This is a genomic window from Paraburkholderia tuberum STM678, from assembly GCF_902833905.1.
Lineage (GTDB): Bacteria > Pseudomonadota > Gammaproteobacteria > Burkholderiales > Burkholderiaceae > Paraburkholderia > Paraburkholderia tuberum.
Map to the genome: position 1 here is coordinate 164,912 of NZ_CADFGP010000004.1, position 21,471 is coordinate 186,382.

The window sequence follows — 21,471 nt, forward strand, 5'->3', positions numbered from 1 at the left end:
TAAACGATGATGTCGCACTCCACTCGCACTCCGGTTCATTCGCGCACGGCCGAGGCGCTCGTGCAGCTCGCGCTGCTCGCCGCGCTCGGCGGCTGCGCCCAACTGCCGAGGGAACCGATCACCCAGCAGCCGATGAACGCGGTGCCGCCGATGCCACCGCAGGCGCAGGCGCCGGGCTCGATCTACAACCCGGGCTTCGCGGGTCGGCCGCTGTTCGAAGACCAGCGGCCACGCAACGTAGGCGACATCATCACGATCGTGATCGCCGAGAACATCAACGCAACGAAGAACTCGGGCGCGAATGCGAGCCGCGACGGCAGCACGAACTTCAGCGTGCCGACCGCGGGCTTTCTCGGCGGCCTGTTCGCCAAGACCAACCTGAACGCGACCGGCGCCAACGGCTTTACCGGCACCGGCGGCGCGAACGCGTCGAATACGTTCAACGGCACGATCACCGTGACCGTGACCGGCGTGCAGGCGAACGGCAACCTGATCGTGAGCGGTGAGAAACAGATGCTGATCAATCAGGGCAATGAATTCGTGCGCTTTTCCGGTGTCGTGAATCCCAACACGATTTCGAGTCTGAACGCCGTGTACTCAACCCAGGTCGCCGACGCGAAAATCGAATACTCCGCGAAGGGTTACATCAACGAAGCGGAGACCATGGGCTGGCTGCAGCGGTTCTTCCTCAACGTGGCGCCGTGGTGATCATGGGTACCGTCTTCAACACGCTGTCGCGCGCGGGCCGCGCACTGATGTTCGTCGCGCTCGCCTGCGCGGCGCTGCCGGCCGCGACGCCGGCGCACGCGGAGCGCCTGAAGGACCTCGTGCAGATTCAGGGCGTGCGCGACAACCCGCTGATCGGCTACGGCCTCGTGGTCGGCCTCGACGGCACCGGCGACCAGACCACGCAGACACCGTTCACGACGCAGACGCTCGCGAACATGCTCGCGAACCTCGGCATCTCGATCAACAACCAGGCGGCGGGCTCCAGCAACTCGCAGTCGTCGCTGTCGAACATCCAGTTGAAGAACGTCGCCGCGGTGATGGTGACCGCGGTGCTGCCGCCGTTCGCGCGGCCGGGCGAAGCGATCGACATCACGGTGTCGTCGCTCGGCAATGCGAAAAGCCTGCGCGGCGGCACGCTGCTGCTCACGCCGCTGAAGGGCGCCGACGGCCAGGTGTATGCGCTCGGCCAGGGCAACGTCGCCGTGGGCGGCGCGGGCGCGAGCGCGAACGGCAGCAAGGTGCAGGTCAACCAGCTCGCCGCGGGGCGCATCACCAGCGGCGCGATCGTCGAGCGCTCGGTGCCGACGGCGGTGTCGCAGGGGGGCACCATGCAGCTCGATCTGAACGACATGGACTACGACACCACGCAGCGCGTCGTCGCGGCGATCGACAACGCGTTCGGCAGCGGCACCGCGACCGCGCTAGACGGCCGCACGATCCAGCTGCGCGCGCCGGCCGATCCGCAGCAGCAGGTCTCGTTCATGGCGCAATTGCAGAACCTCCAAGTGCGGCCCGGGCAGGCCGCCGCGAAGGTCATCCTGAACGCCCGCACCGGCTCGATCGTGATGAACCAGATGGTCACGCTGCAGAACTGCGCGGTCGCGCACGGCAATCTGTCGGTCGTGATCAATACGCAGCCGGTGGTGAGCCAGCCGGGCGCGTTCTCGAACGGCCGCACGGTGGTCGCGCAGCAGTCGCAGATCCAGATGAAGCAGGACAACGGCTCGCTGAAACTCGTGAACGCCGGTGCGAACCTCGCCGAAGTGGTGAAAGCGCTCAACGCGCTCGGCGCGACGCCCGCGGATCTGATGTCGATCCTGCAGGCCATGAAAGCAGCCGGCGCATTGCGCGCCGACCTTGAAATCATCTAAGGAGCACGCGAGATGAATTCCGATACGACCAATAGCGTCAACTCCGCCAACGATCTGACCAGCCGGTTCGCGCTCGACGTGCAGGGCTTCGGCGCACTCAGCGCGCAGGCGAAGGCCTCGCCGCAAGCCGGCATGAAGATGGCCGCGCAGCAGTTCGACGCCGTGTTCACGCAGATGATGTTGAAGAGCATGCGCGATGCAACGCCGCAGGACGGTCCGTTCGATTCGCACGATACGGCGACGTTCACGTCGATGATGGATCAGCAGATGGCGCAGCAGCTGTCGAAGAAGGGCATCGGCGTCGCCGACGCGATGCTCAAGCAGCTGATGCGCAACCAGGGCATGCAGGTGGGTGGCGCGAGCGGCGCGGGCGCGGCGGGTGGTCTCGCCGGCATGGCCAACGCGCTCGGCGGCGGTAGCGGCGGCGACGAAGGCCAGAGCGCGGCGCTCAACGCGCTCGCGCGTGCCTACGGCAACGCCCAGGCCAACGGTCAGCTCGGGCTCGGCCGCGCCTACTCGGCCAATAGCGCGCTGACGCCGCCGGTGCGCGGCGACGGCAGCTCGTCGAAGGTCGACGCCTTCGTCGACAAGCTCGCCACGCCGGCGCAGGCCGCGAGCGCGGCGACCGGCATTCCGGCGCGTTTCATCATCGGTCAGGCCGCGCTCGAATCGGGCTGGGGCAAGAGCGAGATCAAGAAGGCCGACGGCTCGACGAGCCACAACGTGTTCGGCATCAAGGCGGGCAACGACTGGACCGGCAAGACCGTGTCGACGGTCACGACCGAATACGTGAACGGCAAGCCGCAGCGCACGGTCGAGAAATTCCGCGCGTACGACTCATACCAGGAAGCGATGGCCGATTACGCGGGCATGTTGAAGAGCAATCCGCGTTACGCGCAGGTGATCAATTCGTCGCGCGACGTGAACGGTTTTGCGAACGGCATGCAGCGCGCCGGTTATGCAACCGATCCGCATTACGCGAAAAAGCTGCTGTCGATCATGCAGAAAATGAGCTGATTAAAAATAACGCACGCGACGGGCATTAAAGCGGTTTTAAAGATGTCGGTAAAAGCGGCGATAAAGGCAGCAGAAAAACCGGCATCGGTAAAAAGCTCCGCAGGGTCCGGGGCGAGCAAGGTCGCGGAAAAATAGGGCAGATACGCTTTTAACGTTTGCGCGAAATTTTCCGGCGAATATTTAAATTGAGCCCCTAAATTTTGGCTCGATGCTGCCGCTAACGAGTTAGACCCGATACCGGAATAGCGCTGTAAGGTCCGGTCGAACGCGTGTGTTGCGGCTTTGCATGAAGACCCTCAGAGTCCATGACTAGGCCCTGGCACGTGCCCGCAAGAACATGCTTACCGGCAAGCCCATGGATATGAACCAGTCGAACGGCCTGACTGACACGAACGGTCAGCCGCACGTCCCGCAAAACGAGAGCGCTTCCGATTTCGGCCGCCGCAATCCGCTGGAAATCGGCGTGCAGCTGCGCAATATCGTCAATCGCGGCGATTTCCTCACCGTCGAATATGCGGGCGGGCAGATCGTCACGCGCCTGCTCGACGTCGACGTGCGCGAGCGCACCTTCACCTTCGATTGGGGCGCGCTTGCCGATCAGAACAACGGGCTGCTCAACGCGCCGCGCTGCCAGTTCCACGCGTCGCCCGACGGCGTGCGCGTCGAGTTCACGACCCCGACGCCACGCGAGACGCGCTTCGAGGGAATGCCGGCGTTCGAGGCCGACTTCCCCGAGGTGCTGTTCTACGTGCAGCGCCGCGAGTACTTCCGCGTCGCCGCGCCGATTCTCGACCCGTTCATGTGTACGGGCCGCCTGCCCGAGGGCGACACGTTCCGCTTCGAGGTGCACGACCTGTCGCTCGGCGGCGTCGGGATGCGCACGACCGACCTGCGCGTCGCCGCGCTGCCGATGGGCGCGCGCCTGATGGACTGCGAGCTCACGCTCGGCGCGCTCGGCCGTCTGTCGCTCGATCTGCAGCTCGTGTCGCATCGCTCGCTCGCGCTGCCGAACGGCACGCAGCGCTATCAGCTCGGCTTCCGTTTCCTGTCGCTGCCGGGCAGCGCGGAAAACACGCTGCAGCGGCTGATCACGCAGCTCGAAATGAAGCGCCGCTCGCTGGCGCGCTGAGCGGCGAGCCAACGCGCGGTGCCGTGCGCGTGACGCCCGGCACCGCGCGAACGCTTTGGCCGACGAAGCAAACGTTGCACTCGCGTCGGAGGCAACGGCGCGGCAAGGTCGCGCAAACGTCGCGGCGAGCGCAAACGAAGTGGCATGGCCCTCAATTTTTCGCACGTCGGGCCGTTAAAGAGGATGTTCCACTAACGCGGTGGCATGTCTGCGATGCCGCCCTTCAGGATGACGCATGTCCAGCAATCTGTTGAATATCGGCCTTAGCGGACTCAACGCGGCCCAGTGGGGTTTGACGACGACTGGTGAGAACATCAGCAACGCGTCGACACCCGGCTATACGATGGAAACCCCGGTGTATTCGGAGACGGGCGGCACGTATACCGGCTCCGGCTACCTGCCGATGGGCGTCTCCACCGACACCGTGACGCGCGCGTACAGCCAGTACCTGACGACCCAGCTGAACAACGCGCAGTCGTCGAGCAGCGCGCTCACCGCGTACAACACGATGATCACCCAGCTCAACAACCTCGTCGGCAGTCCGACCGCCGGGATTGCGAGCGCGATCAGCGGTTACTTCACGGGGCTGCAGAACGTCGCCAACAACGCGTCGAGCGTGTCGGCGCGGCAGACCGCGGTCAGCGACGCGCAGACGCTCGCGAACCAGATCAACGCGGCGGGCCAGCAGTACGACCAGTTGCGCTCGAGCGTCAACACGCAGCTGAGCAACTCTGTTGCGCAGATCAACACCTACACCGCGCAGATCGCGTCGCTGAATACGCAGATCACGCAGGCGAGCAACCAGGGCCAGCCGCCGAACCAGCTGCTCGACGCACGCGACCAGGCGGTGTCGAACCTGTCCCAGCTGATCGGCGTGTCGGTCGTTCAGGACAACGGCAGCTATAGCCTGTTCATGTCGAGCGGACAGCCGCTCGTGCTGGCCGGCAACAGCTTCAATCTCGGCACGGCGACTTCGTCGGGTGATCCGAGCGAGCTGTCGGTCCAGTATCTCGGGCAGGCCGGGGCAAAGCCGACACCGACGCCGCAGACGCTGTCCGACACGAGCGTGTCCGGCGGCACGCTGGGCGGACTGCTGCAATTCCGCTCGCAAACGCTCGATCCGGCCGAGGCGCAACTCGGCGCGATCGCGACCAGCTTCGCCGCGCAGGTCAATGCGCAGAACGAACTCGGCCTGACGCTGAACGGCACCGCGGGCGGCGCGCTGTTCACGGTCGGCTCGCCGACCGTGTACGCGAACTCGCAGAACACCGGCAACGCTACGCTCGGCGTCTCGTTCGCCGACGCGACCCAGCCGACCATGGGCGACTACACGCTCTCGTACGACGGCAGCACCTACACGCTGACCGACAACCAGACCGGCAGCATCGTCGGTTCGGCGGCGAACCTGACCAACCCGATCGGCGGCCTGCAGTTCTCGGTCGCGAGCGGCACGATGAAGGCCGGCGACTCGTTCTCGGTCGAACCGACCCGCGGCGCGCTCGACGGCTTCGCGCTGACCACCACGTCGGCGTCGGCAATCGCGGCCGCGGCGCCGGTGCTCGCGTCGGCGTCGACGTCGAACACCGGCACCGGGACGATCACGCAAGGCACGGTATCTGCCGGCTACAGCGCGCCGACCAGCACCTCGACGATCACTTACACCGCGGGCACCGGCCTGACCGGCTTCCCGGTCGGCACGGTGGTGACAGTCGCCGGCTCGCCGTCCACGCAGTACACGATCAGCTCGGCGACGACCGCGGTGCCATACTCGCCGAGCTCGGGCGCGACGCTGACGATCACCAACCCGAGCAATTCGACGAGCGCGGGCGCGATGAACAACGTGACGGTCACGATCAGCGGCACGCCCGCCAACGGCGACTCGTTCACGATCGGACCGAACACCGGCGCGACCAACGACGGCCGCAACGCGCAACTGCTGTCGAACCTGACTTCGGCGCAGGCGCTCAACGGCGGCACCTCGACGCTGACGGGCGCGTACGCGAGCTACGTCAACAACATCGGCAACCAGACCACGCAGATCCAGACCTCGGCGACCGCGCAAAGCACGCTCGTCGCGCAGATCACGTCGGCGCAGCAGTCGGTGTCGGGCGTCAATATCAATGAGGAAGCGGCCAACCTGCTTCAGTACCAGCAGCTCTATCAGGCCAACAGCAAGGTCATCCAGACGGCGCAGACGCTGTTCCAGACTTTGCTTGGCATCTTCTCGTAAGGCGGAACCATGCGAATTTCGACCCAGCAGTACTTCAGCATGAACGTCGCGAACATGAGCAATCAGCAGGCTCAGTTGTCGCAGATCTATCAGGAAATCTCGAGCGGCCAGAGCCTGACCACGCCCGCCGACAATCCGCTCGGCGCCGCGCAGGCCGTGCAGCTCAGCTCGACGGCGTCCGCGCTGTCGCAGTACGCGACGAACCAGAACGCGGCGCTCACGTCGTTGCAGGCCGAGGACTCGACGCTCTCCAACGTCATTACGACGTTGCAAAGCGCGAACACGTTAGGCCTGCGCGCCGGCGACGGCAGTTTGAACGACGCCGACCGCACGGCGATCGCCGCGCAGCTGACCGCCCTGCGCGACCAGCTCGTCACCTCCGCGAATGCGACCGACAGCTCGGGCAATGCGCTGTTCGCCGGTTTCCAGAATTCGACCCAGGCCTTCACGACCGATGCGGCCGGCAACGTCACCTATACGGGCGACACGGGCACGCGCACCGTGCAGGTCACCGGCAGCAACGCGGTCTCGACCGGTGACAATGGGCTGTCGGTGTTCATGAGCGTCGGCGCGACCAACGCGCAGCCGATCGCCTCGGGCGACCCGGCCAATACCGGCAGCGGCGTGATCGGCGCGGTGTCGGTCAAGGATCCGACCAACGCGGGGAACGCGGACTCGTACCAGATCCAGTTCAGCGGCAGCGGCAGCTCGCTCACCTACACGGTCACTGACACGACGACCGGCGTCGCGGGCACGGCGCAGCCGTACACGGCGGGCTCGGACATCACGATCGCGGGCCAGACCGTCGAAATCACAGGCACGCCGGCGGCCAACGACAAATTCACGGTGCAGCCGGCCAACCAGGCGGGCACCAACGTGTTCGCGAACCTGAACGCGATGATCGCCGCGCTCCAGCAGCCGGTGAGCGGCAACCCCGCGGCCTCGGCGAACCTGCAGAACGCGTTGAATACGGGCCTGTCGCAGCTTGGCAACACGCTGAACAACGTCACCGCGGTGCAGGCATCGGTCGGCGGCCGCGAGCAGGAAGTCAAGGCGCTGCAAACGGTTACGGAGACCAACTCACTGCAAACGCAAAGCGATCTCGCGGACCTGACCCAGACCGACATGGTCTCGACGATCAGCAAGTACTCGATGGAGCAGGCGGCCTTGCAGGCTTCGCAGCAAGCGTTCGTGCAGATCCAGAACATGTCGCTGTTCCAGTACATCAACAGCTGATGCCGCTCCCGGCGGCGCAATAAAGAAACCGGCGCGAGCCGGTTTTTTTATGTCCGCGATTTTCGGCGTTATCCCAGCGCCGCCGCGACCCGTCCCATCTCATCGATGCCGTTATCGAACAAGCGCACGAAGAACGGGATCATGTTCGGCAGCATCAGCTGCACGAGCAGCAGGCCGACCAGCATCGTCAGCGGAAAGCCGATCTGGAACACGCCGATCTGCGGCGCCGCGCGATTGAGAATGCCGAGCGCGAGGTTCGCGATCAGCAGTGCGACGACGACCGGCAACGCGAGCAGCAGCCCCGCCGAGAAGATCGAGCCGCCCCAGTTCGCGAGCGTCTGCCAACCGTGCGGCGCGAGCAGGTTCGCCGACACCGGCACCGACTGGAACGTCGTCACGAGCGCGGCGATCATCTGCAGATGACCGTCGACGGCGAGAAACACCAGCGTCGCGATCGTCGTCATGTAGCGTGAGATCACGACGCCCGAGCCGGTCGCCTGCTGGTCGAAGAAGGTCGCGAAGCCAAGGCCCATGCCGAGGCCGATGAAGTAGCCGGTCGCGTCGATCGCCTGGAACACGACCTGCATCGTCACGCCGAGCGCGATGCCGATCAGGAACTGGTTGACGAGAATCCACACGCCGGCCGCGGAAAACACGGTGACCTGCGGCAGCGCGCCGATCGTCGGGGCGACGATGATCGTCGCGAACGCGGCGAGACCGATTTTCACGCGCGAGGGCAGCGACATGTTGCCGAGCACCGGCGCGGTCGCGATCAGCGCGGCGATGCGCGCGAACGGCCACAGGAACGCGGTCAGCCAGACGTTCAGTTGCGCGTAGGTGACCGTGAACATGGAGTGGGGAGGGCGGGCGTGCCAGCGGCGCTCAGTTGACGAGCGTCGGAATGCTGGTGATCGTGTGGCGCAGATAGTCGAGCATCGTGGTCAGCATCCATGGTCCGGCGATCACCAGTGTGAGCGCGATCGCGAGCAGCTTCGGGATGAACGACAGCGTGCTTTCGTTGATCTGCGTGGCCGCCTGGAACAGGCTCACGACCAGACCGACGACGAGCGCGACGAGCAGCAGCGGGGCGGCCAGCACGAGGCCGACGTACATGGCCTGGTGGGCCAGCGTCATGACTGCTTCGGGTGTCATCGTGAGTGCCTGAGGAACAAGGAGTCGAAAAAATATCAGACGAAGCTCTGCGCGAGCGAGCCGAGCAGCAACTGCCAGCCGTCGACGAGCACGAACAGCATCAGCTTGAACGGCAGCGAAATCGTCGCCGGCGACACCATCATCATGCCCATCGACATCAGCACGCTCGCGACCACCATGTCGATGATCAGGAACGGAATGAAGATCGTGAAGCCGATCGTGAAGCCGGTCTTCAACTCGCTCGTCACGAACGACGGCACCAGCAGCGACAGCGGCACGTCTTCGGGCCCCTGCATCGGCGCCGCGTGCGAGATGCGCGCGAACAGCGCAAGGTCGCTTTCACGGGTCTGACGCAGCATGAAGGTCTTGAACGGCGCGACGCCGCGCGCCATCGCCTGATCCATCGACATCGTGCCTTCGGAGAACGGCTTGTAACCTTCGTTATAGGCTTTATCGAGCACCGGCGACATCACGAACAGCGTCAGAAACAGCGCGAGACCGACGACCACCTGGTTCGGCGGCGTCGTGGTCGTGCCGAGCGCCTGGCGCAGCAGCGACAACACGATCACGATGCGCGTGAAGCTCGTCATCATCAGCACCATCGCGGGCAGGAACGACAGCATCGTGAGCAGCAGCATCGTCTGCACGCTCAGCGAGTAGGTGGTGCCGCCGTTGGGGCCGGGGCTCGTCGTGAACGCCGGCAGGCCGGCGGTTTGCGCGAAAGACAGCGTCGGCAGCGCGAACAGCAGTGCCGGCAGCGCGAGTTGAAGCGCTGCGGGGAGCGCCCGCCCCGCACGGCGCGTAAGCGTGAAGAACCAGGCTGACTGCCTGAAACTGACCTGCATTACCGATCCCCGCCGCGGTGCGCGTTGAAACGTTTGCCCACTTCGCCTTTCAGGGCGTCGCGAAAGCGTTGACCAAAAGTGCCGGAAAGCGGTGTTGGCGAAGCGGCAACCATATCGGCCGCGACGGAACCCGCCGGCATCGTATGCAGCAGCCGCACGTTGCCGGGCGCGGCGCCGAGCACGAGCCACGTATCGCCGATCTCGACGACCGCGACGCGTTCCTTGCCACCGAGCGAAGCGCCGCCGACCGTCTTCACAAGAGCGCCGCGCTGGCCCGGTTGCAGGCCGAAGCGTCGCGCGAGCCACGCGCAGCCGAACACGAGGCCGATCACGACCGCGAGCCCGACGAAGGTTTGCAGGACCGCGCCGACGCCGAGCGCCGGTACCGCGCTACCCGCGCCGACACTGGAGGCGATCTTCGCGGCGTTGTTGACCGCGTTCATGTCGGCGGCGTGCGCGACGGTGGACGCGACGGTGGACGCGAAAAACGACGCGAGCAGCACGCCCCGACCTGCCAAACGTTTCATCGATTGAGTTTCCGGATGCGTTCGGACGGCGTGATGATGTCGGTCAGCCGGATACCGAACTTGTCGTTGACGACCACCACCTCGCCCTGCGCGATCAGGCAGCCGTTGACGAGCACGTCCATCGGCTCACCGGCCATGCCGTCGAGTTCGACGACCGAGCCCTGCGCGAGCTGCAGCAGGTTACGGATCGCGATCTTGGTGCGGCCGAGTTCGACCGTCATCTGGACGGGAATGTCCAGGATCATGTCGATATCGTTGTGCGTCGAGGTCGGCGCGGCCTTCGACAGCGGCTGGAACACGGCGCCCGCGGCCGGGTTGATTTCGTCGTTGCCGTTCTGCTCGGCGAGCGCGCTTGCCCAGTCGGCCATCGCCGCGTCGTCTTCCACGGCGGACAGCTCGCCGGCGGCGAGTTGCTCGGCTGCCGCGAGATCGGTCTCGGGCTTTGCGTTCAGGTCACTCATATCCACCTTCCTTCATCGTGTCGGCTGCGCTGATCATCTTCTGGACCCGCAACGCGTACTGACCATTGAAAATTCCGTAGCCGCACTCCATCACCGGCACACCGTCCACTTTCGCGGTGATGTGCTCGGGGATGTTGATCGGCAGAACATCGCCTTTGCGCATGTTCAGGATCTGTTCGAACGTGACCGGCACCTGCGCGAGATCGGCGCTCAGCTGCACTTCGGCGGCCTGCACCTGCTGCGACAGCACGCGCACCCAGCGTCGGTCGACGTCCATCGCCTCGCCCTGGATCGGCGACGAGAGAATGTCGCGGATCGGCTCGATCATCGAGTAGGGCATGCAGATGTGCAGCGTGCCGCCCGTCGAGCCGAACTCGATCGAGAACTGCGTGACGATGACGATTTCGTTCGGCGTCGCGACGTTGGCGAACTGCGTGTGCATTTCCGAGCGCACGTATTCGAACTGCAGCGGACGCACGCTCTTCCACGACGCCGCGTAGTGCTCGAACGTCAGATTGAGCAGCTTCGTGATGATGCGCTGCTCGGTCTGCGTGAAATCGCGTCCTTCGACGCGCGTATGGAAACGGCCGTCGCCGCCGAACAGGTTGTCGACCACGAAGAACACGAGGTTCGGATCGAATACGAACAGCGACGTGCCGCGCAGCGGCTTCACGTGGACCAGGTTCAGGTTGGTCGGGATCGGCAGGTTGCGCGTGAACTCGCTGTACTTCTGCACCTTCACCGGGCCGACGGAAATTTCCGCCGAGCGCCGCATGAAGTTGAAAATGCCGACGCGCAACAGGCGCGCGAAGCGGTCGTTGATGATTTCGAGGCCCGGCATCCGGCCACGGACGATACGTTCCTGCGTGGCGATGTTGTACGGCCGCACGCCCGTGCGGTCGGTTTGCTCGGATTCCGTGTCGGATTCGCCGGTGACGCCCTTCAGAAGGGCATCGACCTCCTCCTGGGACATGAACTCTTCGTGGCCCATTGCTTATTCCTCGTGCGTCCCTTGGCGATTGATGATGGCAGCGCTTGACAACGTCACGTCACTGCACGACGAATTCGGTGAACAGCACGTCCTGCACGCGGATCGGTGCGGCGCCCTTGTCGATCGGCTCGGTGATCAGCGTCTTCAGCTCTTCGGCGAGCGCGCGCTTGCCTTCGAGCGGCGCGAGTTCTTCGGGGTGCTTGTTCGACAGCGCGAGCAGGATGCGGCTGCGCACTTCCGGCATGTGATCGGTGAGCGCCTGCTGGGTGGCGGCATCGCCGAGCTTGAGCGTGAGGCCGATGCGCAGGAAGTGTTGCTGGCCGTCGTCCGATTGCAGGTTGACGGTCATCGATTCGAGCGGGAAGAACAGCGGCACGGCGGATTGCGCCGGCGCGGCTTCGGCCGATACGGCGACGGGTGCGCGCTTCGACATGAAGAACCACACGCCGGCACCGGCAGCGCCCGCGGCGATCAGCGCAATGAGGACGATCAGGATGATGCGCTTCATGGGGCCCGGCGAGGCGGGCGCGGCTTGTTGCGGGGCGGTCGTGGTTGCCATTTGGTTTGCCAGCTTGTTGCTGGCCTAGTAAGGGTTAGGGTGATTGTTGTTGATTTGCCTGCGGCGCTATGGGTCGAAAAGAAGGGCTATTTCTGGCTATTTCTGGCTGTTTCTGGTTTTTGGGTTTTTTTTTGTCGTTGTTCTGGCTTTGTTGGCCTTTCCTTGCTGACTTATCGGTCTATTAGCGTTGCCCCTGTGCGGGGCGGCACCTACTTTCTTTGCTGCTGCAAAGAAAGTAGGCAAAGAAGACAGCTCAAACCGCAAACTCTTAAGCGGGTCCCTCGGTCTGCATGAGGTAGTGGTGCATCTGGAATCCGTGCCCTCGCACATTCGGCGCCAGTGACAAGGCAGTCATTCTTCCGGCGGCGCTACGCGCGCCGAAACCCCGTTCAAAAACCACTGGTGGTTTCGGCGCATCGCCGAGGCGCAGCCGAGGGCCCCCGCGCGGGCAAAACCATTGGTTTCCCTGGCAGCCCCGTCCGCGACGCACGTAGTGCGGAGTGGGAGGGATGACGGCTTTGTCACGAACGGGGAATGTGCGGCGGCCCGGATTCCAGATGCACCACTACCCCCTCCAAGCCAGGGGACCCGCTTAAGAGTTGGCGGTTTTAGCTGTCTTCTTTGCCTACTTTCTTTGCAGCAGCAAAGAAAGTAGGTGCCGCCCCGCACAGGGGCAACGCTAATAGACCGATAACAAAGCAAGGAAAGGCCAACAAAGCCAGAACAACGACAAAAAAGCGCCCGCCTCGCTTCAGGCAAACGTATCGACCAATCCAACCTGCTGCCGCACGGCAACATTCCCGATGGCATCGCTGGAACTGTCCCCTGCAAGGGCGCCCCCACCACCACTGCCCCTCTTCCCATTCCCCCCACCCGCGCCAGCGCTCTGCTGTTGTTGCCCGCTCTGCCGCGCAAACCCATCACTCACACTCGCACTGCCGAGCCCAATCCCATTCGACTCCATCGCCTCGCGAAGCTTCGGCAACGCCGCCTCGACCGCCTCCCGCACCGACTGGTGCTGCGAAACGAACAGCGCATGCGCATGGTTATCCGCCACCTGCAACACGACCTGCAACGGCCCCAGATCCTTCGGATTGAGCGTCAGCTCAGCACTCTGCGAATGCGCATTCGACAAAAACACCACCTTCTGGCTCAGCGCGTCTTCCCAGTCGCTCGTGCCGACCTGCGGCGTCAACGCATTCGCGGCGGCGGCCGCGCTCGCATTGCCCGTACTCTGCGCTGCCGCCGTCGTGCTCGCGGCGTTCGCTGCCGCCTGCGTCGCGGCCAGCGCGGCGTTCGCCGCCTCGGACGCGCTGCGCGCCGATGCGAGGTTGTCCGCCTGGCCGCTCGTCGCGGCCGCGGCGCTCAACGCATCGGTGGCCGACTTCGCTGCCGACGGATCGGCCAGCGCGGTCGCGGCGGCCGTCGCCGTCGACGTCGTGTGGGTCGTCGAGGCCCCCTTGCCGTTGCCGAACAGGCCGCTCGCGAGCGTCTTGTCGTCCGACGTGCCGTTCAGGCCGTTTTTCGTGCTGCCCAAGCCGCCCGCCGCGCTCGACACGCTCGCGGCCTTTGCGGCCGCGCCGGCAGCAAGCGCGGCCGCGGGCACCGCGCCCTGGCCGCTCGACAGCGCGGACAGCGCACGCTGCAACGCATCCTGCAGCGACTTCGGATCGACCGCGCCTTTCCTGCTTGCCGCGGTCGCCGCGAGCGCGCTCGTGGCCGTGCCGGCCAGCGCGCTCACCGCATCGGCGGCGGAGCTCGCGGCATCGGTCGTGGTGGTGGCGTTCGAGTCGGCGTTGTTGGCGACGACCTGTGCCTGCGCTTGCGCCTGAGCCTGGGCGGCAGCCGCAGCGGCGGCGAGCGCGCCAGCGTCGGTTTGCGCCTTGGTGTCTTTCTGCCTGGCTTGCGTCGCGGTCGTCTGGCTGTTCGATGCCTGCTGCGTCGGTGTCGTCGACGGCGTGGACGACGGCGATGACGCGCTGCTGCTCGCCGCGTTGCTCGCTGTGCCGTTGCCGTTCTGGCTGCCGCTCGCGCTCTGCTGCGAGGAAGCGGGAGCGGACGTGGAAGCGGGCGGCGGCGCACTGGGCGCGCTCGGCGCCGAGGCTTGCGACGCCGTCGCTGAACTGGTCTGCTGTTGATTCGCGCTGTTCTGCTGGTCGATGCTTTGCTGCAAGGTCTGCGCGAACGGGCTCGAGACCGCGGCGTTCGCGGACGCGCTGCTCGACCCATTGCCGCTCGTGTCGAGCAGCGTGCTCAGTTGGGAGCCGATCTGTGAAAGAAGCGACATAAAGAATCCTGTGAATCGGTCGAACGGGTGTGCCGTAGGGCGTTAGCCGCGAGGCAAGGCCTCATGCGCCGTCGGCTCGCATGCGCAGACTCCGCGCCGCAAATTCGTCGGCGTCGCGCTGTTCGCGCCGCGCCGCAACCTTCGCCTCGGCCGCCTCGCCGCGCGCCTGCAGCACTTCGTACGAGCCGAGCTTCTGCTTGTGGCGCTGCCAGTCGGGCTTCGCCGCCTCGAGGCGCGCGCTCGCCGCCGCGAGCAGGCTGCGCTGCTGCTCGATCGCGGCATCGAGCGTATCGATGAACGCCTGGAAGTTGCGCATGTTGCCGGCCGGCATGCCCGACTGCGCGCTCTCCATGAAGCGTGCGTAGTATTCGTCGCGGTACTGCACGAGCGCATCGAGTTGCGCCTGTACGTCGTTACGCTCGCGCTGCGCGCGGCCGAGCCGCTGCGCGGCGGCATCCACATCGTCCTGCGCGAGACCGATCAGCGTCTTGATCGGAAAATGTTTCGACATCGTCAGCCTCCTCGGCCCTAAGCAAACAGCGCGTTCAGCATGTCGATGCTCGGCTGGAAGTTCGCGCACTCGCGAAAGCCTTGCTGCAGGAACGCTTCCATCCGCGGATACAGCGCGATCGCGCGATCGAGCACCGCGTCGCGCCCGCTCGAATACGCGCCGACGTTGATCAGATCGCGGTTACGCTGATAGCGCGACAGCATCTGCTTGAACATACGCGTTTTATTCAGATGGTTATCGTCGATCAGCGCGGTCATTGCCCGGCTAATCGACGCTTCGATATCGATCGCAGGGTAGTGGCCGGCTTCGGCGAGCGAGCGCGACAGCACGATGTGGCCGTCGAGAATCGCGCGCGCCGAGTCGGCGATCGGGTCCTGCTGGTCGTCGCCTTCGGTGAGCACCGTGTAGAACGCGGTGATCGAGCCGCCGCCCGCCGGTCCGTTGCCGGTGCGCTCGACGAGCGCCGGCAGCTTCGCGAACACCGACGGCGGATACCCCTTGGTCGCGGGCGGCTCGCCGATCGCGAGCGCGATCTCGCGCTGCGCCATCGCGTAACGGGTCAGCGAATCCATTAGCAGCAGCACGTGCTTGCCCTGGTCGCGGAAGTATTCGGCGAGCGAGGTCGAGTACGCGGCGGCCTGCATCCGCAACAGCGGCGACACGTCGGCCGGCGCGGCGACCACGACCGAGCGCGCCAACCCTTCCTCGCCGAGAATCTGTTCGATGAACTCCTTCACTTCGCGGCCACGTTCGCCGATCAGGCCGATCACGATCACCTCGGCGCTGGTGTAGCGCGCCATCGTGCCGAGCAGCACCGATTTACCGACGCCCGAACCCGCGAACAGCCCCATCCGTTGACCGCGACCGACGGTCAACAGCGAGTTGATCGCGCGCACGCCGACGTCGAGCACCTTGTGAATCGGCTCGCGATTGAGCGGATTGATGACCGGCGCGGACAGCGGCGCGTCCCTTTGCGTGCCGAGCGGGCCGAGCCCGTCGAGCGGACGGCCGGATGCGTCGAGCACGCGGCCGAGCAATTCCCAGCCGACCGGCAGACGCTTCGCGCCCGCGAGCGGGTCGGCGATCGGCGCGCTTTCGAGCGGAAAGACCCGCGCGCCGGGCAACAGGCCGATCACTTCGGTGGTCGGCATCAGGAACAGCTTGTCGCCGGAGAAGCCGACCACTTCGGCTTCGGCCATCGGCAGCGAACTGCCGGGCGGCAACTCGATCATCACTTCGGCGCCGACCGACAGACGCAGGCCGACCGCTTCGAGCACGAGACCGGCCGCGCGTGTGAGACGCCCGCACGCGCGCAGCGGCTTCGCGATCGCGTTGCGCGCGCGCAGCGCGTCGAGCTGGCCGCGCCATGCCTGCATGTGGGGATTGATGTCGAGCGCGGGATCGTAGGACGGCGCGTGCGCAGCGTGAGCGGCGCAAGCACTGCGCGCGGCGTGGTCCGTCGCGGCGGACTCGCGGCTCGCCGCCGCGCCTGTCGCCGGATGTGCGCTCGCAGGAGCGTGCCAAGCCGCATCCGGGGGCTCCGGAATACCGGCCGACTCGACATCGGCCAGCGCCTCGGCGCCGAACGACGCCAACGCGAGCTCGCGTTCGAGCGGCGTCAGATCGCTCGCGCGGATCTCGTCGAGCGTCGGCTTCACCACGTGCTCACCTTGCCGAGCGCGGCGGCGACGCGCTGCCAGCGCGTGTCGATGCCCGCGTCGACCTCGCCGGTGCCGGCTTGCGCGCGGCAACCGCCACGCTCCACCGATGCATCGGTGCGCACGGTCCAGCCGCGCGTTTGCAATTCATCGAGCAGGTACGCCTCGACGACCGGCAGATCGGCGGGACTCACGATCAGCGCCGGCGCGCCGGCGAGCGCGGGCTCGGCCGCGAGTACCTCGCGCGCGGCCGCGATCAGTGCGGTCGGGTCGTGCTGCACGTGCTGGCGCACGACCTGCTGCGCGATGTCGAGCGCGAGTGCGATCAGCGTTTCGGAGATCGCGTGCTGCGCGCCATCGAGCGCGCTCTTGAAGGTTTCGGCGAGCGCGGCGAGCCGCATCGCTTCCTCGCGCGCCTCGGTCTGGCCTTGCGCGAAACCCTGCGCGTGCCCCTGGTCATAGCCCGCCTGATAGCCGAGCGCCTGGCCGGCCACATGACCGGACGCGACGCCCTGTGCATGCGCGGCTTCGCGGCGGTGCTCGAGTTCGGCTTCGAACGCGCGCTCGTCGAACTCGGGTTCGGCCGGCGGCGGCGCCGGCGGAGCCGGGTCGAACGACGCCATCTCCCAGCGCTGGTAGGCCGAGAGGCTTTCCTTTGCCGGGGCGTTCGGATCAGACATAGGCATCTTCCGCCTTGCCGCCTAGAACGATCTGTCCGCTCTCGGCCAGGTTGCGCACGATCTGCAGGATGCGGCGCTGCTGCGTCTCGACTTCGGACACGCGTACCGGGCCGCGCGCGTCGAGGTCTTCGGCGAGCAACTCGGCCGCGCGCTGCGACATGTTCGACAGGAACTTCTGACGCAGCGCGGGCGCCGCGCCCTTCAGCGAGATGATCAGCGCTTCGGATTCGACTTCCTTCAGCAGCAGCTGGATCGCGCGGTCTTCGAGGTCGAGCAGGTTCTCGAACACGAACATCTGGTCGATGATCTTCTGCGCGAGCTCGGCGTCGTACTGGCGCACGTTTTCGATGACGCCTTCCTCGTGGTTGCTCGACATGAAGTTCAGAATCTCGGCCGCCGTGCGGATACCGCCCATCGGGCTGCGCTTCAGGTTGTCGCTGCCGGACAAGAGGCCGGTCAGCACGTCGTCGAGCTCGCGCAGCGCGGCCGGCTGGATGCCGTCGAGCGTCGCGATCCGCAGCAGCACGTCGTTGCGCAGCCGGTCCGTGAAACAGCCGACGATCTCCGAAGCCTGATCGCGGTCCAGATGCACGAGGATCGTCGCGATGATCTGCGGATGCTCGTTCTTGATCAGTTCCGCGACCGCCGCCGAGTCCATCCACTTCAGGCCTTCGATGCCGCTCGTGTCGCTGCCCTGCAGGATCCGGTCGATGATCGCGCCGGCCTTGTCGTCGCCTAGCGCCTTGGTCAGCACGGAGCGGATGTAATCGCTCGAATCGAGCGACATGCCGGTGTGCTGCTCGGCCTCGCGCACGAACTCCTGCAGCACCTCGTCGACCTGCTCGCGGGTGACGTTCTTCAGCGCGGCCATCGCGACGCCGATTTTCTGAACCTCACGGGGGCCCAGAAACTTGAACACCTGCGCCGCCTCTTCCTCGCCGATCGACATCAGCAGCAGCGCGCTCTTCACTACGCCTTCAGCGCTCATCGGACACCCAGTTCTTGACGACGGTTGCTACGACCTTCGGATCCTGACGCGCGATGCTGCGCGCGAACTCCAGGTTCCGCTCGTATTTGTGCTTCGCGTTTTCGAGCGCGAGCTGCTCGCTATCCGCTTCGATTTCGACCACCGCGCCATCGCGCTCCTCGGCCGGGATGCCGTCGAGCAGCACCGGTTCGTCGGGCGCCATCAGCGCGGCAACCGGCTCGGGCGGCGGCGGGAAGGCGCGGCGCAACGCCGGCTTCACCATCACGAAGTAGAGGAACAGGGCCACCGCGCCGATGCCGAGGTACGTCGCGATCTGCTTGTACAGCGCGAGCATGTCGGGCGTGCGCCACCATGGCAGGTCGGCGTTCGGGTCGAGCTCGGTGGTAAACGCGCTGTTGACCACGTTGACCGAGTCGCCGCGCGACGCGTCGAAGCCCATCGCGTCCTTCACGAGCTGGGTGATCTGCGCGAGCTTGTCGGCGCTGACCGGCTGCATCGTCACGTGACCCTTCGGATCGACGACCCGCAGATAATTGACGACTACCGCGACCGACAGCCGGCGGATGCCGCCCATCGGCTGGTCGACGTGGCGCACGGTCTTGTCGAGCTCGTAGTTGGTGGTCGAATCCTTGCGGTCGCTGACCGGCGTCGTGGTGACCGAGCTCGCGCCGTTGCCCGCCACGATCGGTGCGGAGGCCGGCTGCGGCGGCTGGTTCGACAGCGCGCCCGGCACCCCCGAGGCGCCGCCTTGCGACATTTCGGTGGCGCTGCTCGACTGCTGGCTGCGGATCGCGGCCTGCTGCGGATTGCCGTTCGGGCCGTAGTTCTCCGAGGTCTGCTCGCTGTGCGAGAAGTCGATGTCGGCGCTGACCTGCGAGCGCGCGTTGCCGGCGCCGAACAGCGGCGCGAGGATCGTGTCGATGCGCTGCTGGGTGTTGCGCTCGATCTGCTGGCGGAACTTCAGCTGGGTCGCATCGAGTCCGCTGCCATTGGTGGGCTGCGTGAGCAGGTTGCCGTCCTGGTCGAGGATCGTCACGCCGCGCACCGGCATTTCCGGCACCGCCGACGCCACCATGTGCGTAATCGCGACGACCTGCCCTTCGTCGAGCACGCGGCCCGGGTACAGGTTCACGAGCACCGCCGCCGACGGCGCTTCCTTGTCGCGCACGAACACGCTCGGCTTCGGAATCGCGAGATGCACGCGCGCCGATTTGACGCTCGAGATCGCTTCGATCGTGCGTTCGAGTTCGCCTTCGAGCGCGCGCTGATAGTTGATCTGCTCGTCGAACTGGCTGATGCCGAATTTCTGGTTGTCCATCAGCTCGAAGCCGACCGAGCCACTCTTCGGCAGCCCCTGTGATGCGAGGCGCAGGCGCATCTCGTGGACCTGCTCGGCCGGCACGAGGATCGCGCTGCCGCTTTCGGACAGCTTGTACGGAATATTGGCCTGCTGCAGCGCGGTGATGATCGAGCCGCCGTCGCGGTCGGACAGATTGCTGTAGAGCACCTTGTAGCTGGGCGCGCGCGACCACAGGAACAGGCCGGCGACGACCGCCACCAGCAGCGCGACCGCGAACACGAGCGGCGCGCGCGGGTTGCCGCGCATCTGCGCGAGTCCGGACAGACGCTGGCCGAAATTGCCGCCGATACCTCCCAGGCCGCCGAGGCCACCGAGGTCGGCCGTGCCGCCGGCCTGGCCGCTACCGGCCTGACCGGCAGCGGCCTGCGCGCCGGCGAGCCCCATACGGGCGTCGGGGTTGATCAACGAGTTGGCTGACGAATCCATGCGTCGGGTTTCTCCGGGGAATGCCTTGGCGTTCTGTCGTGATGCCGCGCCGGGGCTGGGCGGACGGACAGAGACTTTCACCTTTGAAATTATCCGCAGCGCCGCTGAACCCGATTGCTTGAATAGAGCCGGGTTTTCCCTCTAGTTTCGGGACTTTCCGCGAGGAGCCGCTGCTATGCTTTCGTCCAGATCGGTACACCGTCCGGCGGTCCGATCGCACATCCAACGGAGAAAACATGACCATGCCCGTGAACGCGCTATCGTCGGCGCTGCAACAGATGCAGGCGATGGCGGCGCAGGCGGCCGGCGACGCGACCCCGGCGGCGGAGCAATCCGGCGCGGCGACGCCCACCAACTTCGCGGCGGCGCTGAAGGCTTCGCTCGACAAGATCAGCGGCGACCAGCAGAAGGCGGTCGGCGAGTCGCAGGCGTTCGAGCTCGGTGCGTCGAACGTCTCGCTGAACGACGTGATGGTCGACATGCAGAAGGCCAACATCGGCTTCCAGTTCGGCCTGCAGGTGCGCAACAAGCTGGTCGCCGCGTACAACGACATCGCGCAGATGTCGATCTGAGCGGGACGCTGCTGGCGCTTGCGCCGGCGGCTTCGTGCCGTGTTTCCGGGCTCGCCCAGCGGCGCTTTCGATCCTCCTTACACCGGACTAAAGCTTTGTCGTCGCGCATCCGATAACCCAATTACAGGTCAGCGACCGGCGCGTCGACGCGCCGCGCGGCCACGCCACGACTTAACCGCAGCCAGTATAAGAGGAGGAGCGCCGATGTTTTCCCAAGGGCACGCTGGAGCCAACGCGTATGCGCGTGTCGGTATCGAGACATCCGTGATGGGCGCAAGTCCGCATCGTCTGATCGTGTTGCTGTACCAGGGCGCACGCCAGGCGATCGCGCAAAGCCGCATGCATTTGCAGCAGGGCAACGTGGCCGAGCGTGGCATGGCGATCAGCAAGGCGATCCGGATCATCGAAAGCGGGCTGCAGCAGTCGCTCAACCTCGAGGTGGGCGGCGAAATCGCCGAACGGCTCAATGCTTTGTACGACTATATGGCGCGTCGACTGTTGCAAGCCAATATCAATCAGAGCGAGGCGATGCTCGTGGAAGTGGACCGTCTGCTCGCGACGCTCGAAGAGGCATGGATCGGGATAGCCCCGGAGATCGCGCGGATGGCAGCACAGCCAGCCGCGGAAAGCCTGAGATGACATCGAACGCAGAATATTTTGCCCGCTACGAGGCGATCGCGGCGCTGTCCTGCCGCATGCTGATGGCGGCCCGTCGTGCACTGTGGAACGACCTGGTGCACTTGCAGGAAGAGTATCGGCAGCTGGTCGAAGCGCTGCGCGAAGCCGACGTGGGCGTCAAGCTCGACGAGGCCGAACGCCTGCGCAAGTACGCGCTGATCCGCCAGATCCTCGCCGACGACGCCGCGATCCGCGATCTCGCGAATCCGCGCATGGCGCATCTGTCGGCGCTGTTCGCCGGCCGGTCGACGCGCGTGCTGAAGGAGTTGTACGGGGCGCGCTGA

22 protein-coding genes are annotated in these 21,471 nt (G+C 65.8%); 9 read left to right on the plus strand and 13 right to left on the minus strand.

All coding sequences use genetic code 11. The features are described from left to right. The first annotated feature begins 9 nt into the window (after nt 1–9). The 6 genes from flgH (at nt 10) to flgL (ending at nt 7,492) form a co-directional block, all read left to right on the plus strand. Nucleotides 10–708, plus strand: a complete 699-nt coding sequence (flgH, locus tag HWY30_RS04725; RefSeq protein WP_090805528.1) for a flagellar basal body L-ring protein FlgH — start codon at nt 10–12, stop codon at nt 706–708. A 2-nt stretch (nt 709–710) separates the two neighbouring features. Next, nucleotides 711–1,880, plus strand: a complete 1,170-nt coding sequence (locus HWY30_RS04730) for a flagellar basal body P-ring protein FlgI (RefSeq protein WP_090802515.1) — start codon at nt 711–713, stop codon at nt 1,878–1,880. Nucleotides 1,881–1,892: 12 nt separating this feature from the next. Next, nucleotides 1,893–2,897 carry a flagellar assembly peptidoglycan hydrolase FlgJ gene (flgJ, locus tag HWY30_RS04735; RefSeq protein WP_090802517.1) on the plus strand — a complete coding sequence of 335 codons (1,005 nt, stop codon included), beginning with the start codon at nt 1,893–1,895 and terminating at the stop codon, nt 2,895–2,897. 355 nt (nt 2,898–3,252) lie between these two features. Further along, complete coding sequence (locus tag HWY30_RS04740; protein WP_176078843.1) at nt 3,253–4,026, plus strand: flagellar brake protein; 774 nt, start codon at nt 3,253–3,255, stop codon at nt 4,024–4,026. Between the two features lie 235 nt (nt 4,027–4,261). Continuing rightward, a complete protein-coding gene (gene flgK / locus HWY30_RS04745; RefSeq protein WP_090802520.1) occupies nt 4,262–6,256 on the plus strand; it encodes a flagellar hook-associated protein FlgK in 1,995 nt (664 codons plus the stop codon). Between the two features lie 9 nt (nt 6,257–6,265). Next, nucleotides 6,266–7,492 carry a flagellar hook-associated protein FlgL gene (gene flgL / locus HWY30_RS04750; RefSeq protein ID WP_090802522.1) on the plus strand — a complete coding sequence of 409 codons (1,227 nt, stop codon included), beginning with the start codon at nt 6,266–6,268 and terminating at the stop codon, nt 7,490–7,492. 68 nt (nt 7,493–7,560) lie between these two features. On the opposite strand, the gene fliR is transcribed toward flgL, so the two are convergent. The 13 genes from fliR to fliF all read right to left on the minus strand — a co-directional run bounded on the left by fliR (nt 7,561) and on the right by fliF (nt 19,937). Continuing rightward, a complete protein-coding gene (gene fliR / locus HWY30_RS04755; protein ID WP_090802523.1) occupies nt 7,561–8,343 on the minus strand; it encodes a flagellar biosynthetic protein FliR in 783 nt (260 codons plus the stop codon). A 31-nt stretch (nt 8,344–8,374) separates the two neighbouring features. Continuing rightward, entirely contained in the window at nt 8,375–8,644 is a 270-nt protein-coding gene (gene fliQ / locus HWY30_RS04760) for a flagellar biosynthesis protein FliQ (RefSeq protein WP_090802525.1), read from the minus strand. 35 nt (nt 8,645–8,679) lie between these two features. Continuing rightward, nucleotides 8,680–9,489 (minus strand): flagellar type III secretion system pore protein FliP, encoded by an 810-nt coding sequence (fliP, locus tag HWY30_RS04765; protein ID WP_090802526.1) that lies wholly within the window; start codon nt 9,487–9,489, stop codon nt 8,680–8,682. Beyond that, on the minus strand, nt 9,489–10,016 hold the full coding sequence (gene fliO, locus HWY30_RS04770) for a flagellar biosynthetic protein FliO (RefSeq protein WP_090802528.1): 528 nt from the start codon (nt 10,014–10,016) through the stop codon (nt 9,489–9,491). Before fliO ends, fliP begins: the two co-directional genes overlap by 1 nt. Then, nucleotides 10,013–10,477, minus strand: coding sequence for a flagellar motor switch protein FliN (gene fliN, locus HWY30_RS04775; protein WP_090802529.1), 465 nt, complete (start codon nt 10,475–10,477; stop codon nt 10,013–10,015). The genes fliO and fliN overlap by 4 nt, the downstream gene beginning before the upstream one ends. Then, complete coding sequence (fliM, locus tag HWY30_RS04780; protein ID WP_090802531.1) at nt 10,470–11,468, minus strand: flagellar motor switch protein FliM; 999 nt, start codon at nt 11,466–11,468, stop codon at nt 10,470–10,472. Before fliM ends, fliN begins: the two co-directional genes overlap by 8 nt. 58 nt (nt 11,469–11,526) lie before the next feature. Beyond that, a complete protein-coding gene (gene fliL, locus HWY30_RS04785; protein ID WP_090802533.1) occupies nt 11,527–12,027 on the minus strand; it encodes a flagellar basal body-associated protein FliL in 501 nt (166 codons plus the stop codon). A 751-nt stretch (nt 12,028–12,778) separates the two neighbouring features. Then, a complete protein-coding gene (locus HWY30_RS04790) occupies nt 12,779–14,314 on the minus strand; it encodes a flagellar hook-length control protein FliK (RefSeq protein WP_090802534.1) in 1,536 nt (511 codons plus the stop codon). 61 nt (nt 14,315–14,375) lie between these two features. Then, nucleotides 14,376–14,825 (minus strand): flagellar export protein FliJ, encoded by a 450-nt coding sequence (gene fliJ, locus HWY30_RS04795; protein WP_090802535.1) that lies wholly within the window; start codon nt 14,823–14,825, stop codon nt 14,376–14,378. A gap of 17 nt (nt 14,826–14,842) precedes the next feature. Next, entirely contained in the window at nt 14,843–16,486 is a 1,644-nt protein-coding gene (fliI, locus tag HWY30_RS04800; protein WP_090802537.1) for a flagellar protein export ATPase FliI, read from the minus strand. Beyond that, the gene (fliH, locus tag HWY30_RS04805) at nt 16,480–17,169 is read right to left on the minus strand and encodes a flagellar assembly protein FliH (protein ID WP_176078844.1); all 690 of its coding nucleotides are present in this window, start codon (nt 17,167–17,169) and stop codon (nt 16,480–16,482) included. The genes fliI and fliH overlap by 7 nt, the downstream gene beginning before the upstream one ends. Continuing rightward, entirely contained in the window at nt 17,156–18,151 is a 996-nt protein-coding gene (gene fliG, locus HWY30_RS04810; protein ID WP_018418745.1) for a flagellar motor switch protein FliG, read from the minus strand. The genes fliH and fliG overlap by 14 nt, the downstream gene beginning before the upstream one ends. Next, a complete protein-coding gene (fliF, locus tag HWY30_RS04815; RefSeq protein ID WP_090802540.1) occupies nt 18,141–19,937 on the minus strand; it encodes a flagellar basal-body MS-ring/collar protein FliF in 1,797 nt (598 codons plus the stop codon). The genes fliG and fliF overlap by 11 nt, the downstream gene beginning before the upstream one ends. A 236-nt stretch (nt 19,938–20,173) precedes the next feature. Between fliF and fliE the strand changes: the two genes are divergently transcribed. The 3 genes from fliE (at nt 20,174) to HWY30_RS04830 (ending at nt 21,471) form a co-directional block, all read left to right on the plus strand. Continuing rightward, entirely contained in the window at nt 20,174–20,509 is a 336-nt protein-coding gene (fliE, locus tag HWY30_RS04820; protein WP_090802541.1) for a flagellar hook-basal body complex protein FliE, read from the plus strand. 204 nt (nt 20,510–20,713) lie between these two features. Then, nucleotides 20,714–21,148 (plus strand): flagellar export chaperone FliS, encoded by a 435-nt coding sequence (fliS, locus tag HWY30_RS04825; protein ID WP_090802543.1) that lies wholly within the window; start codon nt 20,714–20,716, stop codon nt 21,146–21,148. Next, the gene (locus HWY30_RS04830; protein WP_090802544.1) at nt 21,145–21,471 is read left to right on the plus strand and encodes a flagellar protein FliT; all 327 of its coding nucleotides are present in this window, start codon (nt 21,145–21,147) and stop codon (nt 21,469–21,471) included. Before fliS ends, HWY30_RS04830 begins: the two co-directional genes overlap by 4 nt.